This is a genomic window from Rhodobacteraceae bacterium IMCC1335 (genome assembly GCA_039640495.1).
Taxonomy (GTDB): Bacteria; Pseudomonadota; Alphaproteobacteria; order Rhodobacterales; family Rhodobacteraceae; genus Thalassovivens.
Genome location: CP046864.1, coordinates 1,896,129 through 1,912,588, shown reverse-complemented (window position 1 = coordinate 1,912,588; position 16,460 = coordinate 1,896,129). Strand labels below are relative to the sequence as shown.

Annotated in this window: 15 protein-coding genes and 1 riboswitch; of the genes, 3 read left to right on the top strand and 12 right to left on the bottom strand. The window is 52.9% G+C overall.

Annotation, left to right across the window (positions count from 1 at the left end):
- Window positions 1-5 precede the first annotated feature (5 nt).
- The gene (locus tag GN241_09070) at window positions 6-1,931 is read left to right on the top strand and encodes a beta-galactosidase (GenBank protein ID XAT57502.1); all 1,926 of its coding nucleotides are present in this window, start codon (window positions 6-8) and stop codon (window positions 1,929-1,931) included.
- Window positions 1,928-2,938: a galactose mutarotase gene (locus GN241_09065; GenBank protein ID XAT57501.1), complete on the top strand. Its 1,011-nt coding sequence runs from the start codon at window positions 1,928-1,930 to the stop codon at window positions 2,936-2,938. The genes GN241_09070 and GN241_09065 overlap by 4 nt, the downstream gene beginning before the upstream one ends.
- A 3-nt stretch (window positions 2,939-2,941) precedes the next feature.
- On the opposite strand, the gene GN241_09060 is transcribed toward GN241_09065, so the two are convergent.
- The 7 genes from GN241_09060 to cbiE all read right to left on the bottom strand — a co-directional run bounded on the left by GN241_09060 (window position 2,942) and on the right by cbiE (window position 9,169).
- The gene (locus GN241_09060) at window positions 2,942-3,697 is read right to left on the bottom strand and encodes a precorrin-6A synthase (deacetylating) (GenBank protein ID XAT57500.1); all 756 of its coding nucleotides are present in this window, start codon (window positions 3,695-3,697) and stop codon (window positions 2,942-2,944) included.
- A gap of 64 nt (window positions 3,698-3,761) precedes the next feature.
- On the bottom strand, window positions 3,762-4,436 hold the full coding sequence (locus tag GN241_09055; GenBank protein XAT57499.1) for a hypothetical protein: 675 nt from the start codon (window positions 4,434-4,436) through the stop codon (window positions 3,762-3,764).
- Window positions 4,437-4,501: 65 nt separating this feature from the next.
- Window positions 4,502-4,723, bottom strand: a riboswitch (cobalamin riboswitch).
- 58 nt (window positions 4,724-4,781) lie between these two features.
- The gene (gene cobA, locus GN241_09050) at window positions 4,782-5,507 is read right to left on the bottom strand and encodes a uroporphyrinogen-III C-methyltransferase (protein XAT57498.1); all 726 of its coding nucleotides are present in this window, start codon (window positions 5,505-5,507) and stop codon (window positions 4,782-4,784) included.
- Window positions 5,504-6,811 carry a cobyrinate a,c-diamide synthase gene (locus GN241_09045; protein ID XAT59237.1) on the bottom strand — a complete coding sequence of 436 codons (1,308 nt, stop codon included), beginning with the start codon at window positions 6,809-6,811 and terminating at the stop codon, window positions 5,504-5,506. The genes cobA and GN241_09045 overlap by 4 nt, the downstream gene beginning before the upstream one ends.
- Window positions 6,811-7,596: a precorrin-4 C(11)-methyltransferase gene (cobM, locus tag GN241_09040; protein ID XAT57497.1), complete on the bottom strand. Its 786-nt coding sequence runs from the start codon at window positions 7,594-7,596 to the stop codon at window positions 6,811-6,813. The genes GN241_09045 and cobM overlap by 1 nt, the downstream gene beginning before the upstream one ends.
- On the bottom strand, window positions 7,593-7,988 hold the full coding sequence (locus GN241_09035) for a precorrin methylase (GenBank protein XAT57496.1): 396 nt from the start codon (window positions 7,986-7,988) through the stop codon (window positions 7,593-7,595). Before GN241_09035 ends, cobM begins: the two co-directional genes overlap by 4 nt.
- The gene (cbiE, locus tag GN241_09030) at window positions 7,970-9,169 is read right to left on the bottom strand and encodes a precorrin-6y C5,15-methyltransferase (decarboxylating) subunit CbiE (protein XAT57495.1); all 1,200 of its coding nucleotides are present in this window, start codon (window positions 9,167-9,169) and stop codon (window positions 7,970-7,972) included. The genes GN241_09035 and cbiE overlap by 19 nt, the downstream gene beginning before the upstream one ends.
- Between cbiE and GN241_09025 the strand changes: the two genes are divergently transcribed.
- Window positions 9,168-9,908: a cobalt-precorrin-6A reductase gene (locus GN241_09025; GenBank protein ID XAT57494.1), complete on the top strand. Its 741-nt coding sequence runs from the start codon at window positions 9,168-9,170 to the stop codon at window positions 9,906-9,908. The genes cbiE and GN241_09025 overlap by 2 nt on opposite strands.
- Here the strand turns inward: GN241_09025 and cobJ are convergent.
- The 5 genes from cobJ to cobN are packed head-to-tail and all read right to left on the bottom strand — an operon-like array spanning window position 9,905 to window position 16,458.
- Window positions 9,905-10,657 (bottom strand): precorrin-3B C(17)-methyltransferase, encoded by a 753-nt coding sequence (gene cobJ, locus GN241_09020; GenBank protein XAT57493.1) that lies wholly within the window; start codon window positions 10,655-10,657, stop codon window positions 9,905-9,907. The two genes, GN241_09025 and cobJ, sit on opposite strands and share 4 nt — an antisense overlap.
- On the bottom strand, window positions 10,654-11,382 hold the full coding sequence (locus tag GN241_09015; protein ID XAT57492.1) for a precorrin-2 C(20)-methyltransferase: 729 nt from the start codon (window positions 11,380-11,382) through the stop codon (window positions 10,654-10,656). Before GN241_09015 ends, cobJ begins: the two co-directional genes overlap by 4 nt.
- Complete coding sequence (locus GN241_09010) at window positions 11,379-12,008, bottom strand: precorrin-8X methylmutase (GenBank protein XAT57491.1); 630 nt, start codon at window positions 12,006-12,008, stop codon at window positions 11,379-11,381. Before GN241_09010 ends, GN241_09015 begins: the two co-directional genes overlap by 4 nt.
- Complete coding sequence (locus tag GN241_09005) at window positions 12,008-13,171, bottom strand: cobalamin biosynthesis protein CobG (GenBank protein XAT57490.1); 1,164 nt, start codon at window positions 13,169-13,171, stop codon at window positions 12,008-12,010. Before GN241_09005 ends, GN241_09010 begins: the two co-directional genes overlap by 1 nt.
- The gene (gene cobN / locus GN241_09000; GenBank protein XAT57489.1) at window positions 13,168-16,458 is read right to left on the bottom strand and encodes a cobaltochelatase subunit CobN; all 3,291 of its coding nucleotides are present in this window, start codon (window positions 16,456-16,458) and stop codon (window positions 13,168-13,170) included. Before cobN ends, GN241_09005 begins: the two co-directional genes overlap by 4 nt.
- Between the last annotated feature and the right edge of the window lie 2 nt (window positions 16,459-16,460).

The window sequence follows — 16,460 nt, the reverse complement described above, 5'->3', positions numbered from 1 at the left end:
GCAATATGAAGCGCAGCCTCGGAACGTGTTATTATCCTGAACATTGGCCGCAAAGCCGGTGGGCAATCGATGCGAAAAAAATGGTTGAAACGGGGCTAAGCTGGGTGCGCATTGGCGAATTTGCCTGGCATAATCTAGAACCGCGCGAGGGGTGTTTTGACTTTGACTGGCTCGATGAAGCGATTGCATGTTTGGGGCAGGCGGGATTGAAAGTTGTGTTGGGCACACCAACCGCTACGCCGCCCAAATGGGTGGTTCAAAAATATCCGGATATGCTGGCTTTAGATGTGCAGGGGCAGCCGCGTAGATTTGGCTCTCGCAGGCATTATTGTTTCAGCCATTTGGGCTATCGCCTGCAATGCCGCGATATCGTGGCGCGGCTTGCCAAGCGCTACGGCAATAACCCTGTCGTAGCGGCTTGGCAAACCGATAATGAATATGGCTGCCATGATACCACGCTGTCTTATTCAAAAAGTGCGGAAGATGGGTTTCGCAACTGGTTGCGCGCTGAATTCTCAGATGGTTCTAATACGGGGGATATAGGTGCGTTAAACGCGGCCTGGGGCAACGTTTTCTGGTCGATGTCTTATGCTGATTTTGATGAAATTGAGCTGCCAAACCTTACAGTTACAGAGCCCAATCCAGCGCATTCTTTGGCGTTTAGGCGCTATAGTTCAGAGCAGGTCGTTGCCTTTAACAAAGAACAGGTCGAGATTATACGGCAGCATTCATCAGCGCCTATTTCGCATAATTTTATGGGCCGCATAACCGATTTTGACCATTTCAAAGTGGGCGAGGATCTTGATATCGCAAATTGGGACAGCTATCCGCTTGGGTTTTTGGAAGATCGTGTGGGGGCATCGGTAGATGAACAAAAAGCTTTTTCACGACAAGGCCATCCAGATTTCCAAGCCTTTCATCATGATCTATATCGGGCGGTCGGGCAGGGCCGCTGGTGGGTCATGGAACAACAGCCCGGGCCGGTGAATTGGGCGCCATATAACCCTGTTCCTTCACCCGGTATGGTGCGGTTCTGGACATGGGAGGCTTTCGCCCATGGCGCCGAGGCGGTTAGTTTCTTCCGCTGGCGGCAAGTGCCCTTTGCCCAAGAGCAAATGCATGCCGGGCTGTTGCGCCCGGACGGTCAAGCTGCACCAGCCTTAAAAGAAGCCGCGCAAGTGGCCGCAGAGCTATCGGATGCGCCAGATGTTTCGACTGCATCGGCCGAGCTTGCGGTTATTTTTGATTACGATGCAGATGCGGCTTGGAGCGTTCAACCGCATGGAGCAACGCTTAGTTATTTCGGTTTGGTTTTCGATCTGTATTGCGCCCTGCGCCAACTGGGCATCTCGGTCGATTTGATCTCCAGCGAAGTGCGAGATTTTTCAGAATATAAGATGGTTTGTGCGCCGGGGTTGATGTATATGCCTTCGGATTTAAAACAAGCTTTGGCGTCAAGTAGCGGAGTAAGTCTGATTGGGCCGCGTTCATCCGCGCGCGATGCGCATATGACAATCCCCCAGCCATTGCCCCCAGATATCCCTCATCTTGATGTGACGGTGAGCGCTGTCGAATCTCTCCGTCCAGATATGCCTATCGCGCTTTCAGGCGCAGGCGCGATTAAAGGCTATCGTGAGGTTTTAGAAGGGGATGCCACGCCAATTCTCTTGACCAAAGCTGGCGACACGGTGGCGATGGGCAATGGCAATTTGGTTTATCTAGGAGCTTGGTTAGATAAGGACGGTTTTCTAGAGTTCTTAGAGCCGCTATGTCAAAAAGCCGGAATAGAAACGATTAAAATGCCAGAGGGCGTGCGCCGCCGCGTTATGGGGGCTGAAGAGTTTTGGTTTAATCACAACGCTTTGGCCGTTGAGACCATTCATGGTCAGATAAAGCCTGCTGATTTTCTGCGGCTCAACCCGTCGGAATGATCAGGGCTTGGGGATCGGATCTGCAGGGCAGGGTGGTTCACCTGATCTCTATTGCTTCCGATGATTTACGAGCAAATATCTCAACATATGGCGCTGTTTTACAAGATTTAAGGTATAAAGATATTCCACATTCTGTGGTTCTGGGCTTTCCCAAACTCGAACCTTACTTGACCAACCCGCCCTATCTCGGGGCCATCGTGGGGCGCTATGCAAATCGGATTGCCAAGGCGAGAATAGACGGCGCGACGCATCATCAGTGTTTGGATGCCAATCAAAATGGGTTGCATTGCCTGCATGGCGGATCGAATGGTTCGTCGAGCCGATTATGGGCCATTACCGACGCAGGGTCTGATTATGTAACACTGGAAGATGTTATCCCGGATGGGCATATGGGGTTTTCTGGCACGCTTCGGGTGAACGTGCGGTATCAGTTGGCGCAGTCAAATTTGAAGATCGATATTACCGCCACCTCCGATGCCGCGAGCTTATGCAATTTTACCAATCATAGCTATTTCAATCTTGACGGCCGCCCGCAGATTGATCAGCACAGCTTACAGGTTTTATCGAAGTGTTACCTTCCGGTGGATGAGACTGGCATTCCCAGCCATGCACCCACCCCCGTTGCGGGCTCAAAATATGATTTTCGGAATTTTTCAGCGCTGTGCGAAAATGGAACATTTGCTGAAATCGATCACAATTATTGCCTGAGTGAGCGGCGCCGTCCGATAACCGCGGTAGCGCGCTTAGGTACCGATACGCTTGATATGGAAATGGCGAGCACAGAGCCAGGGGTGCAAATTTACACGGGAATCGGGTTGTTTGATTTTTCTGCGATCGGCCATGCTGGGCACCCTTATCGCGCCTTTGCTGGTATCGCCCTAGAGGCTCAAAACTGGCCTGACGCACCCAATAGGCTAGAGTATCCAAGCCCCTGGTTATTGCCCGGCGACGTTTATCACCACGCAACCGTTTATCGTTTTGCACCCAGGCACGCGCGCAGCTCTTAAAATTTAAGGTACAGGTCTTAAAAGATAAGTGTCCATGATCCAGCCATGGGTTTCACGGGCGCGCTGGCGCGTGGTTTTTATCTCTTCGCAACACGAAGAAAGCCGGCCGCTGATTAAAATCTGCTCTGGCATGCCCAAAAATGCACCCCACCATATTTCAAATGCGTCTGGATCCAAACGATCAAACGCGGTTTGACCATCCAGCATTACAACCAAGCTTTCACATTTATCAGGCCATCCGTGATTGGCTAAATTGCGCCCCGTGGTATAGGTGACGGCGGCTCCTAAAGTGTTAAGGGGAATGGCATGCGCCGCGGTGAGCAGTTGAACTGATGTCAATCCCGGAACCACAGTGATGCTGATTGCTGCGTTGGGCGTGTTTAGCCTTTCGGCAATGCGCAAGCTGCTGTCATAAAGGGAGGGGTCACCCCAGATCATAAGCGCCGCTTTACCGCCATTGGGAAGCGTTCTGTGCAGCGTATCCCGCCAAGTTTTCGCGATCGCACTGTGCCAATCGACAACCCCATCAAGATAGGCTTTGGTTTTGGTATCGCGTTTGGGAAGATCAAAATAAACCAAGGGCGGGATTGGATCGAGACATTTTTCACAAATGGTTTTGCGCAGATCGGCAAGATCAGATTTCTGGGCCCCTTTATGCGGGATTAGAATGACATCAGCGGTTTGAAGCTCGGCAATCGCCTGTCTGGTTAGATGATCTGGATTGCCCATCCCGATGCCGATAAAATACAGATCAATCATTGTGCAGCCTCAATACAAAACGGCCTCATAAAAAATGAGGCCGTTTTTAGTATCGTTTCAAAATTTAAGCAGAATACACGCGCTGCTGCATTAGACCCGACGCCGGAGTATCGCGCATCATTTTTGCCAATGCCAATACCGCGAGATCAACAAGGGGTTCCAAGACAATAACGCTCATATACGCCATGCCGAACAGCCCAACGCTTGCGAAGGTTTCAACGCCGAACCCTTGGCCGTAAAACACCCAGAAAGCGACCCAGCCAACAACGCCGGCTTGATAACTGGTCGAGAGCATAAGTGCTTGGCGGTAGCTCAAGTCGACATAGGCCGTTTTTGGCGCAATCACCGCTTTTGCAATCAACGATAAGGCGAATAAAGGAACCAAAAGCGATGTGAGGTTCATAAAATATTGTGGCAAATCGATCGGGGCGAAAAAGAGCCCTTGGATCAACAATCCAGCGGCTAAGCCAAACGCGGCCGGAGCCACCCCAAAAATGAGGAATAAAGTCGAGCCTAGAATAAAGTGAACTTCTGATAGACCGACTGGAAAATGCGGCAAAATCTCGAAAAAGACAAATGTCGCGATCGTCGCCAAAAGCGCGCGCGCTGCCAGATTGAGGGCGCCAGACTGGCGCAGTGCCTCCAGCGTTAATTTAATGCCATAAGTTGCAGCGCCTGCCGCAGTCGCATAGCTCAGGGCAATTTTCACCCCATTCACAAGGCCTGGTTCAATATGCATGTCTTTTCCTTTGTTAAAGATCACTTCCCCGTGATCAACCAATATAAAAACCCCCTATTTCAGGGATCTGCGTTTACGCATCAGGCCGGTCTCCGGGCTTGCAAAGACTGCCGGTTGTATCGCCTTCTCATGGCCGATTGCCATAATGGCTTATGATACAGCCTCTTTGCCTACCGTTGCGGGGGCAGCGCCAGATTGGCCCAAGTTTGCTGGGGGCAAACTTGCGTTGAACTGGCTTCCCGTTTCACCATCGCATCTGCTTTGGCACCTTTTGCTTGGCCAGTTAAGCAGGCTGGTCCCTTGGGTCAAGACAAATCACGACAAATCACAACCAACCCCGACATCTTAAAGCGAAGTTTCAGCCAAAGCGCCATATAGAATGAGCCCGGGCGCGCTTGAGATATCCTTTGAGAGTTGCTGCGCCAAGCTGTGCAGGGTTGTTCTTTGCAGATATTGCTCAGGTGTGGAAATACTTTCCGCCAGTAAAGCCGGAGTGGTTTTCGGCAATCCGTTTTGGATCAACAGTTCAGCTAAAGAAGCAAAGGTGCGCTTTGGCATATAAATCACCGTTGTAGCATTCGGATCGGTAAGGGCGGATATATTCAAATCGTCTGGCAGCGCGCCGGCAACGTCATGCCCCGTCACAAATTGAATGCGTCTGGCGGTCAAACGTCGGCTGAGGGGTATACCCGCCGCGGCGGCTGCCGCGCTTGCAGCGGTTACCCCTGGCACAATTTCAAACGGAAGATTCGCGGCGCGCAAAGCATCGATTTCTTCCTCTAATCTGCCAAAAACGCCCGGATCACCTGATTTAAGACGTACAACTTGATAGCCTTGACCCGCATAATCGACCAATAAGCGGCTAACATGATCCTGCTTAGGCGAACGACGGCCGGCACGTTTTCCAACGCCAATCAATTCTGCTTTTGCGCCGGCATATTTGAGAATTGGCCCAGAGGATAAATCATCGAATAAAACAACCTGCGCCGTTTTCAAGCAGTCAACGGCTTTCAAGGTTAAAAGCGCGGGGTCGCCAGGACCCGAACCAACGAAGCTTACAAATCCGGTCACGTCTGCGCCTCATCAATCAAATGGAAAAAGGTTCCGCTGACATATCCGCGAAAAGAGCCGGTTTCGGCGACCGAATTGCCATCCGCATCGAACACATCAGCCAATGCTGCGTCGGGTTGGTTGATAATGCTTGAATAGTGAAATTCATGACCCCGCAATTTCGTGCCTTTCGCATAGCCCAAAGCGGGGGCGCGTAGATTGGCTTGGCGATAGCCCAAATGAAATTTGCGCTTCTCATAACTGGTTACCAAACCAAGCAACCCGGCCATTTTATGCGAGACACCCTGCTTATCGATCAGGGCTTCTCCGAGCGCCATATAACCGCCGCATTCGCCGTGAACGGGATTTTGTGTCGCATGGGTCCGTAAACTGTTCCAAAAATTTTCTGCCAAGGCCAGTTTGCCCGCATGCAGCTCTGGATACCCCCCCGGTAAGATGACCAAGTCTGAAGGCGGAACAGGCTGATCGGATAAGGGTGAAAACGGCAAAATGCTCGCGCCTGCCGCGCGCCAGCTTTCGAGTAGATGCGGATAGGTAAAGGAAAAGGCAGCATCGCGCGCGATGGCAATTTTTTGCGCCGGCGGGGATGCCCAGCGCCCCGGCCGCGCAACAGCAGAGCCGGCCGCAGCCGCAAATAAAGCATCCAGATCCACATGATCTTTTAAAAATTGCGCATAGCCTGCCACCGCGGTTTCCAAGTCGGGATGTTCGACCGCTTGAATAAGCCCCAGATGCCGCTCGGGAAGCGTAAGATCACCGCGTCTCGGCAAAGAACCAAACACCTCAATTCCTGCTTTTTGCATACCCAACCTTGCCAAACGCTCATGGCGTGGGCTGGCAACCCGGTTTAAGATAACCCCAGCAATATCAAGATCAGGGGCATAGGTTTTAAATCCTAAAGCGGTTGCCGCTGCAGATTGCGCCTGCCCAGAAACATCAATCACCAACACAACAGGCCAGCCCAATCTTTGGGCCGTTTCAGCGCTGCTTCCGTAACCTTCGGCGCCGCGCGTTGCCACACCGTCAAACAATCCCATTGAGCCTTCTGCAATGATCAATTCCGCGCCAGACGCTTGATGGCTGATCGCATCGATCAGCTCAGCACCCATAGACCAGCTGTCAATATTGAAGGATGCCCGGCGCGCCGCGGCAAAATGGAAAGCCGGATCGATATAATCGGGTCCGCTTTTGAACGGTTGAACGGCAAGGCCGCGATCAGAAAATGCCCGGAGCAAGCCCAGCATAACGGTGGTTTTGCCGGTGCCTGAACTGGGTGCCGAAATTAAAAGACCGTTCGGACGCATCAATCAGCGCTTCTATAGAAAGGCGATTCTGCGCTTTGCGGGCGAAAGCGGCGATCATAATCTTTGGCATAGAGGCTGCTTTCAGCAAAATCCTCAGCGGCCAAAGCTGGCCCAACAAGAATGAGAGCGGTGCGTTTTATATCATCTGATAGCGTGTCAGCCACGCGGTGCAGGGTTGAACGCGTGATTTTCTGATCGGGCCAGCTTGCGCGATAGACGATCGCCACTGGGCAATGCGCGCCGTAAAAAGGTGTAAGTTCTGTCACCACCTTCGCAAGCTGATGGATTGATAAATGGATCGCTAAAGTGGCCCCGCTGCGCGCAAAGTTTTCCAAAGTCTCCCCTGGAGGCATGGTTGATGCGCGGCCCGACGTGCGGGTTAGCACCACTGACTGACTGATCTCAGGCAATGTTAACTCGGCTTCTAAAGCTGCAGCAGCAGCGGCAAAGGATGGAACCCCGGGGGTGATTGTAAATGGAATATTTGCTGCTTTTAAACGGCGGATTTGTTCGCCCATAGCAGACCAGATCGATAAATCGCCCGAATGCAGGCGCGCCACATCAAGCCCGGCATCTTCTGCACGCTGGCATTCTGCGATAATGGCATCAAGATCCATCGGCGCGGTGTTCACAATCCGCGCTGTGCTTGCGCAATGGGCTAATATTTCGGTGGGCACCAAAGAACCGGCGTAAAGGCAGACCGGCGAATTGGCGATTAAATCGCGTCCGCGGAGTGTCAAAAGATCTGCCGCTCCTGGACCGGCGCCGATAAAGTGCACTGTCATTTAAATGATCCTTTCGCAAAGGCACAAGTCGCCAATTTATCATTTGATACCAATCGCTTGAAGATTAAAGATGATCCATCTCCTGCCGCAAATAACGCGGCGGCTTCGGCAATGCTGCCCAGACCATAAGCGGCCTGCGCGGCGGGTGATTGCGTTGGTGTAATTTGCCGCTTTAAATTTTCCAAAGACACAGGAATGAGTGTGATCCTTTTTGCCGCTGCAAAATCTTGCAATGCAGGATCTAAAGCTTTTGTGTCCAGCGTGGCAAGCGCCTTTATTGGGCCCGGTAATTCGGTCAGATGATAAACCTGATGGATCAGGTTTTCAAAGCTTTTTATAGTTACGGCTTTTCGAAATCCAAGTCCAACAAAAATCATAGGGTGCAGCTCCATTGCAGGATTGGAAAGTTGGCTTTCCAACCGCGTTTTGAACCAAGCTGGGCCATTTGGGACAGCTCGATTCGCAGAAGCTCACCGCCTTTTACCAGCTGCCAGTCTATCAATAAGGCTTCTGCCTCTAAAGTTACGCCATTACACACCAAACGCGTGCCCGCCGGCAAAATATGCCACAGCGTATGTAACAAGGCATCGCTGATACCGCCGCCAATAAAAACCGCATTTGGCAGCGGTAAATCATGGAGTTTTTCTGGGGCTTGTGCCTGTATAACCTGCAACCGGTCTAGCCCCAATTCTCGTGCATTTTTCCTAATACGGCTCACGCGATCTGGATTTTGTTCAATACAAAAAGCTGTCAGCGTTGTATCACTGGCCAGCCATTCCAAAGAGATCGAGCCAGACCCACCGCCAAGATCCCACAGCACATCGCCAGGTTTTGGGCAAAGCGCTGAGAGCGTTAAGGCGCGAACCGGGCGTTTGGTGATTTGGCCATCATGGGAAAAGGCGCTATCAGGCCATCCATTTGCCAACGGAAGCGCCGGCCCATCGCTTGGCACGATTGCCAGCAAGGCAGGGTGTTCAATATTTTCAAGATTAAAGCCATCTGCGCGGGTCGAGCGGATTTTTTGATGCGGCCCAGCTAAGCGCTCAAGCACATGTAGCTCGGCCCCCTCAAACCCCACATTGCATAGATATTGCGCAACCTTTTGGGCCATCGCGCCGTCTTTAAGCGTGATCAGAAGGCGTTTATTTAACCCCAAATGCGGGCGTAATCGTTCAAGGGGCGCGGCATGTAACCCCAGGCATTGCGTGGATTCAAGCGGCCAGCCCAAGGCCGCCGCCGCCAATGAAAATGATGACAGGCCGGGCAGGGCGCGCCACTCCTCGGGCTGTAAATGTTGCGTGATACTTGTGCCCGCACCAAACCAAAACGGATCGCCCGATGCCAAAAGCACAACCTTTTTGCCCCGCAAAGCCAAGAAAGGTTCTAGACCCGCCGCGAAGGGGACCGGCCAGCAGAAACGCGTAGCGTTACAGTCTGGCGGTAAAAGGTCTAAATGCCGGGTGGCACCAGCGATAATCTCTGCGTCTTGCAAAATTTTTGCACTTGTGGCGGTTAGCCCATCTGGACCATCTTCGCCCCAACCAAGTATGGTGAGCCAAGGAGCGTTATCCATGACCGTAAACCTTTTGATTTTGGCTGGCACGATTGAGGCCAGTGAGCTCGCGCAAGCTGTCGCAACGAAAGGGTATCGGGCGTGCCTGTCTTACGCTGGGCGCGTTGAGCGGCCCAAAGCTCAGCCAATTGAAAAGCGGATTGGCGGGTTTGGAGGCGTTCAAGGATTGTTCGCCTACCTCAAGGCAGAACAGATTACGCATGTGATCGATGCCACGCATCCTTTTGCGGCCCAGATGAGCGAAAACGCTGTGCTTGCTTGCGCCAAGGCAAGGGTTCCCCTGTTGGCTTTGACGCGCCCTGCTTGGCGCCCCGAAGCGGCTGACCAGTGGCAGAGCGTGCCCGATATTCCGGCGGCGGCGGCGGCCTTGCCCGCTCAGAAACAGAATGTTATGCTCGCTATTGGGCGGATGCATCTTGATCTGTTTGCCGCGCAAGCGCAGCATCACTATTTGTTGCGGCTTGTGGACCCGCCCGCGCAGGCTTTGGCCCTGCCAGACAGCACGGTTATTGTATCTCGTGGACCGTTTAGCAAGAAACAGGATATTGCTTTGATGCGCGAGCATGAGGTTGAAATCGTTGTTTCTAAAAATGCGGGCGGAAGCGGCGCCTATGCTAAAATTGAAGCGGCGCGGCAGCTTTCCTTGCCGGTAATTATGATTGAACGCCCCATTTTGCAGCTCCCCCGCGATGAGGCGTTCTTGGTCACCGATGCGATGGATTGGATTGCGGGGCATTAGCGCAGGCTCCGGGGCGTATAAACAATCGGCGTAGCGTTTTCTCGTGGGATCAGACGCGTTTGGCGCGAACCGAGCAAAACCATCGTTCGCATATCTGCCATATCGGGCGTGGCGTCGCTAAGAGCAACCGTATGCAGGCTTTCCTCTGGCGTGCTGACCGCCCGCGCAAACATGATCAACCGTTCCTTTTCACAGGCGCTCTTAAGCAAATCTAATGCTTTTTCAAACCCTTCAGGGCGCGCTTTTGACCGCGGATTGTAAAAGGCCATGGCGAAATCCGCCTCCACCGCCAACCGCAAACGCGTTTCGATGATTGACCAAGGTTTTAGGTTGTCACTCAGGTTTATAACGCAGAAATCATGCCCCAAAGGCGCTCCTAACCGCGCAGCGGCTGCCAGCATCGCGGTGATTCCAGGCAATACGGATATGTCCAGCTCGCGCCAGCTTAAAGGCCCGGTTTCAACGGCCTCAAACACCGCAGAGGCCATTGCAAACACGCCCGGATCGCCAGATGAGACAACCACCACATGTCGACCTTCGCCGGCCAGTTTGAGAGCGTGTTTTGCGCGTTGCAATTCCACGCGATTATCGGATCCGTGAATGGTTAATCCGGGTCGCGTGTTCACGCGCGCCACATAGGGGTAATAGCCAATTGCATCCGTGGCGGTCTCCAATGCGTCTTTGACATCGGGTGTGATCAGACCGGCGCTGCCGGGTCCCAATCCAATAATTTTCACTGTTCCGCTCATGGCCGCCTTCCTTGACCATGCACAACAATAATCGAAAAATAAGGGGTAATTCTGCCCTCGCATTCAGAAAGTTTATGAACGGTTTGCTGGGGCATCGTGGCGTATTCGATCAACCAAGCTTTTTGGTAGAGGCCGCTCGCTTTCAGGGCCTGGCGGATTTTTTCGATGTTACGGCCGATCTTCATTATGACCAAAGCATCGCTATTGGTCATGCGCTTTTGCAGCTCGTCCAGTGATAAAGTGCCTAATAAAACTGTTAAAACGTCATCACCCCAGGTGATCGGCGCGCCGGTGGCCGTCCAAGCGCCCGACATGCCCGTAATGGCTGGTACAACCGTGACAGGGTACGTATCTTTCAGCCGAGTGTATAAATGCATGAAGGATCCATAAAAGAAGGGATCGCCTTCGCAGAGGATCGCGACCTCGTGCCCTTGCTCGGATAAAGAGGCAATTTTCGTTGTACAATCTTGATAAAATTCGGACAGAAGCGCATTATATTGTGGATCAGTTACAGAGATTTCTGTGGTCACGGGATATTCCATCGGCAACTCAATTGCGCCCATTGGCAATAGCCCCTCAACGATCGTTCTCGCGTGCCCTTTGCGCCCGGCTTTCCGAAAAAACGCAACATTTTTGATGCGCCGCACCAATCTATCGGCTTTGACGCTCATTAAATCCGGATCACCCGGGCCAAGCCCGATCCCATAGATGGTTGCTTTACTCATTCGTTACGGCTCGCGATTGCGTTCACAGCTGCAACGGTGATGGCGCTTCCCCCCAAACGGCCCTCTACAATCGAACAGGGCGTGGGTTGCGCTTGCCATAGGGCGTCTTTACTCTCAACCGCGCCTACAAAGCCTACAGGGCATCCAATAATCGCTGCAGGGCGCGGGCAAGCGGGATCTTCGAGCATATTCAAAAGGTGGAATAACGCAGTCGGCGCATTGCCAATTGCCACCACCGATCCCGCCAATCGGGGGCGCCAAAGTTCTAAAGCGGCCGCGGATCGGGTGGTGTTCATGTCGGCCGCTAATTCATAAATATTTGGATCATGCAGCGTGCATATGATTTCGTTTGCCGCGGGCAAACGGGCCCGGGTGATCCCTTCAGAGACCATACGGGCATCGCAAAAAATAGGTGCGCCCGCGTGCAATGCGGCGCGTGCCTTGGTAACAAAACCATTCGAAAATTTGATATATTTTGCTAGATCGACAAAACCGGCCGCATGGATCATGCGCACAGCCACTTGTTCTTCCAAAGCATCAAAATTCGTTAAGTCTGATTCAGCGCGGATCATCCGAAAAGATTGTTCATAAATCGCAGCGCCGTTCGTTTCATATTCATAGGGCATTAAAAGCCATCCAAGTTTTGTAAAATAATATCTGGGTCTAGGCCGGTTTTAATAGGCATATCCCAGGCGTGGCCCTTTACAATCAAGTCAAAGCCACAGTTTTGAGCAACGAAGGTTAGATCTGCCTTTTGGGGTTTTGCGCACCCCTTCGCGCATCCTGAAATATGCAGCTCTTTCGAATTTAACGCAGGGTTGGCACCAAGGCGCGGCGCTATCTGCGCTGCGAAACCGCGCGTATTTCCTTTGGCACTCTGACAGGCCGGCGCGCCCGGGCAGACCTGAATGCGCCGCTTAGGGTCATGCTCATCGCTGATAAAATCAGGCGGTATTGATAGGTCTGACACCCGTTCCAATAAAAGCCCGCGCCAGGGTGTTAAGCGCAAAAAATTACAGTCAGATTGTATCAACAGCTTCGTAAAATCTTGCGATGTAGTTTGCCCAAAAGCAGGTGCTAAATGAAAGCCAAGCGCCGTTCTTCCAAACGGAAGGGATGCTCCAGAAACTTGTCTTTTGATTGCATGTTCATCTTGTGCATTTTGCAGCGGCAATGGTAGGTTTTGCATCCGAGTATTGGGTTTACTGCCCCGGACAGCCTTTGAAAACATATGAGCCAGTGAAATCAAGGCAGATATCGCGGTGTCTTGTGAAACGCTAAGACCAAAATCGGCGCCATCTTCGATCAATAAAAGGCGGCCATCTTTTGATGTTTCAAGGCGTATATCTGCCGAACAGCTCTGCAAAATCGGCTGCCGCCCAGTATCTATCGCAAAGCCGAATTTCGCTGGCAGCTCTGGCAATTCATCAAGGCGGTCATAAAGTGCTTGCGTTAACCGGTGGGTTAAATCGTTTTCTTGCCATTCTGGGCTTAGCAACACGCCGCGCACAGCCTCATGTGACGCGGTTTGCGAAACCAGCGATAAAGATTGCAACGCCGAAAACGCCTTGGCGAATGAAGCCGGGGTTAAACCGCGTATTTGAACTGCGGCGCGGCTGGTAAAATCTATCAACCCATTGCCAAATTGCTCGGCGATTTTGCAGAGGCCCAACGCTTGATCAAGGCTTAAACGATTGAATTGCGGACGCACGCGCAGCAGCATTCCATCACCCGACATCATGGGGTGAAAGGCTGTGGGGCACCAGCCTTGAGCCTTGGGTCTGCTCATTGTGCGGCCTCAAGCGAAGCGCGGATCGAATTGCGCCGCGTGACCCAAAGCCCAGCTTTATCCAAGGCCTCAAAGCGGCTTTTTAGAGCAGCGAATGCCTCGGGATTGGCCTCTTCCATAAAGGTGGAAATATCAATATTACCCAAAGTGGCATCGAAAAACATATCGAATAAATGCGGCCCCACCGCATTTGCCAAATGCGCGAAGCTGCCCATGTGATCTAATGTTGCAGCGATTTCCGCGGCCCCGCGATACCCGTGGCGGCGCATGCCGGCAATCCAATCTGAATTGCTTGCCCGAGCATGAACAACGCGGGCAATTTCTTCGGAAAGACTGCGCGCGCGCACCGCTTCCGGGTTGCTATTATCCAGATGGTAAAGCGCGGCTGATCCACCCGTTATTTGCTGCGCAGCGGCAAAACCGGCTTCGTGAAAAGCGTAATCGGCCGCCAGCAGCAGATCCGTTTCGGGCAGATCTTGAATATGTACAAATCCATCTGCTTTAGCGACTTGCTCTTTGATCGCATCGGGTCTGTAGGTGCTATCTGGACCGTTCAACGCGTAGGCGCTGGCGGCCAGCCACGCATTGCCAGCCGCTGCGCGCGCCTCATCTGTGTAGGTATCGCCAAACGCGCCCATCGCTAAGCCGTAATCTCCCGGTGCCGGACCGAAGACGCGCGAGAGTTCGTATTTGCTGACATATGGATTCCAATCAGGGCTTTCGCTGCGCGCCTGCAAGCTTTGAACGGCCTGAGAAAACAAGGCAGATAAGGTCGGAAAAATATCGCGGAACAGGCCCGAGACGCGCAATGTCACATCAATGCGCGGCCGTTCAAGCTCTGTAATTGGGGTGATTTCGATGCCGCTGACGCGTTCCGAGCCTTCATCCCATTTGGGCTTTACGCCGATCAGCGCAAGCGCCATAGCAAATTCTTCGCCCGCCGTGCGCATGGTGGCAGAACCCCATAGATCAACGATTAAATTTTTCGGATAATCACCATGATCTTGTAAATGCCGGCGCACCAATTCTTCGGCCAAAACCAAACCTTGCGCGTAGGCCGATCGGGTTGGAACCACGCGTGGATCCGTTGTGAACAGGTTTCGCCCGGTTGGCAAAACATCTTTTCGGCCCCGATAGGGCGACCCGGATGGACCGGCCGCCACCCGCTTGCCATCAAGGGCGGTGAGAAGCGCCGCGCTTTCGGCTTTGATCGAGGGGTAGCTATCAAATTCTGGGGAAATCTCGGGTGCGCGCCCGAAAATATGCAACCCATCACCAAACTGGCTTTCCTTAATGTCGCACACAAAGCGGTCGATGCAGCTGATCGCTTCTGCGTTTGAACTTGCCGCATCAAGCCCAAGATCTTGCTCAACACCAAGCTGCTTTGCTTCGGCGCGTATGTCATCCTGAAGCCGGGTGCGGCGGCGCGGATCTAGCCCATCGGCATTTGAAAACTCATCAAGAAGATTTTCCAGAAAGGCCAGCCTGTCAGGTGTTGCGCTGGCTTTCATAGCCGGCGGTATATGCCCCAGCGTGATCGCGCAAATCCGCCGCTTGGCCTGAGCCGCTTCGCCTGGATCATTTACAATGAAGGGATATATTACCGGCAGATCCTTAATTAGCGCTTCTGGCCAACAAACCTCTGATAACGCGACCGATTTTCCAGGCAGCCATTCGAGCGTTCCATGCGCCCCAATATGGATTAAAGCACTGGCGGCCTCGACCGTTCTAAGCCAGAGATAAAACGCCACGTAGCTGTGGCGCGGCGTACGGCCGGTATCATGATACTCAGCTTCGCGCGCTTGAAGACTGCCGCGTTCGGGTTGCAAGGCAATAAGCGCCTTGCCGCGCCGTGCTGCGGCGAATTCGAATGCTCCGCTTCGCGCTTGCGGATCGGTTTCAGGATCTCCCCAAGCTTTAAAGAGCTCAGATTGAAGGCATTCGGGTAAATCCTTTAACGCCATTTTATAGGCGCTAAGGGGCCATTTTATCCGCTGGTTTTGAAGGTCTTTTTGAAGCGGGGCGGCTGGCGCGACATCATATTCGCTGGTTTGTAGATCGGCCAGAATCGCTTCTGCTGAAGCCAACGCATCAAGACCGACCGCATGCGCCATTTGCCAAGGTTTGCCAGGGTAGGTTGATAATACCAGTACTGGGCGTTTTTGCGCATTCTCCACCTGCGAGAGATCGACATGCGCGCATATGCGATCGGCGATTGCTGCGATCCGGGACGCGTCGGCTTTATGAATAAAGCGTGAAAACTCAAGTTGTGGATCCCGCGTTGCGGGGTCTTTAAACGAGGCAACCCCCGCAAATAGGCGGCCATCAACCTCTGGCAAAACAACATGCATCGCAAGCTCGGCGGGCGAAAGACCGCGCTCAGTATCCGCCCAGGCCGCCCGCGTTGAGGTTGCCAGAGCCATTTGAAACACCGGAACCTCTGCGATATCCAGCGGCGAGGCGCCATCAGGGCCTTTTCCTGAAAATGCCGTTGCATTCAAAATCGCAACTGGCGCGATTAAGCGCATTTGTCGTTGCAGCCACGCCGCTGATTGAGGCTCTTTCAACGAAGGAATAAACACCCCAAACACGTCAAATCCGCGGGCTTCAAGCGCTTTGGCAGCAGCCTCAATCGGCGCCAAATCCGCCGCTGTGAGATAAGACAGATAAAAACTTATCACAACCGCCGGTTTGGGCGCCACGCGCAGCGCAAATGCGGCAGGGCAGGACAGGCGATTTTGCAATGACCAACCGCCTACGCGCGGCGGAATTTTTTGGCCTATTTTCGGGCGCGCGAATAACCCTGCAGATAGGGCCAATTGTGCCAAAGCCGCGCTTGCGGCATCGGGGCCACCTGCGTCACAAAGCTGGCGCAATCTGCGCAATGTTGACACGGGCAGTGTGGAGATCTCATCAAGCTGGCTATCGGCCCGCCCATCGGCGGCCAACACGGCCAAAGCGATCCCGTTTTCTTCAGCAACCGCGCGAAGCTGTTGTAGACCATAAGCCCAATAAGGCATTCCTCCAATCAACCGCACCAAAACAGCTTTTGCATAAAAAAGCGTTTGTTCAATATAGGTATCAACTGAAAGCGGATGTTGCAGCGCAGCCAAATTTGCCAAACGAAGGCTTGGCAGATCCTCTTTCGCGTTATGCCATCCAACCGAGAAGGCCCCCAAATCACTATCGGAAAAAGACAAAACCACCATATCTGCAGGCGTTTGCTGCAGATCAACCGGCTGAGCCGTCTCTTCCAAACCGTGACTTTCGCGAAAGATCACATGCATCT

Bases quoted from the DNA above. Each gene is read 5' to 3' on its own strand.
- GN241_09070 (XAT57502.1), top strand. From the start codon at position 6: ATGAAGCGCAGCCTCGGAACGTGTTATTATCCTGAACATTGGCCGCAA.
- GN241_09065 (XAT57501.1), top strand. From the start codon at position 1,928: ATGATCAGGGCTTGGGGATCGGATCTGCAGGGCAGGGTGGTTCACCTG.
- GN241_09060 (XAT57500.1), bottom strand. From the start codon at position 3,697: ATGATTGATCTGTATTTTATCGGCATCGGGATGGGCAATCCAGATCAT.
- GN241_09055 (XAT57499.1), bottom strand. From the start codon at position 4,436: ATGCATATTGAACCAGGCCTTGTGAATGGGGTGAAAATTGCCCTGAGC.
- GN241_09045 (XAT59237.1), bottom strand. From the start codon at position 6,811: ATGCGTCCGAACGGTCTTTTAATTTCGGCACCCAGTTCAGGCACCGGC.
- cobM (XAT57497.1), bottom strand. From the start codon at position 7,596: ATGACAGTGCACTTTATCGGCGCCGGTCCAGGAGCGGCAGATCTTTTG.
- GN241_09035 (XAT57496.1), bottom strand. From the start codon at position 7,988: ATGGAGCTGCACCCTATGATTTTTGTTGGACTTGGATTTCGAAAAGCC.
- GN241_09025 (XAT57494.1), top strand. From the start codon at position 9,168: ATGACCGTAAACCTTTTGATTTTGGCTGGCACGATTGAGGCCAGTGAG.
- cbiE (XAT57495.1), bottom strand. From the start codon at position 9,169: ATGGATAACGCTCCTTGGCTCACCATACTTGGTTGGGGCGAAGATGGT.
- cobJ (XAT57493.1), bottom strand. From the start codon at position 10,657: ATGAGCGGAACAGTGAAAATTATTGGATTGGGACCCGGCAGCGCCGGT.
- GN241_09015 (XAT57492.1), bottom strand. From the start codon at position 11,382: ATGAGTAAAGCAACCATCTATGGGATCGGGCTTGGCCCGGGTGATCCG.
- GN241_09010 (XAT57491.1), bottom strand. From the start codon at position 12,008: ATGCCCTATGAATATGAAACGAACGGCGCTGCGATTTATGAACAATCT.
- GN241_09005 (XAT57490.1), bottom strand. From the start codon at position 13,171: ATGAGCAGACCCAAGGCTCAAGGCTGGTGCCCCACAGCCTTTCACCCC.
- cobN (XAT57489.1), bottom strand. From the start codon at position 16,458: ATGCATGTGATCTTTCGCGAAAGTCACGGTTTGGAAGAGACGGCTCAG.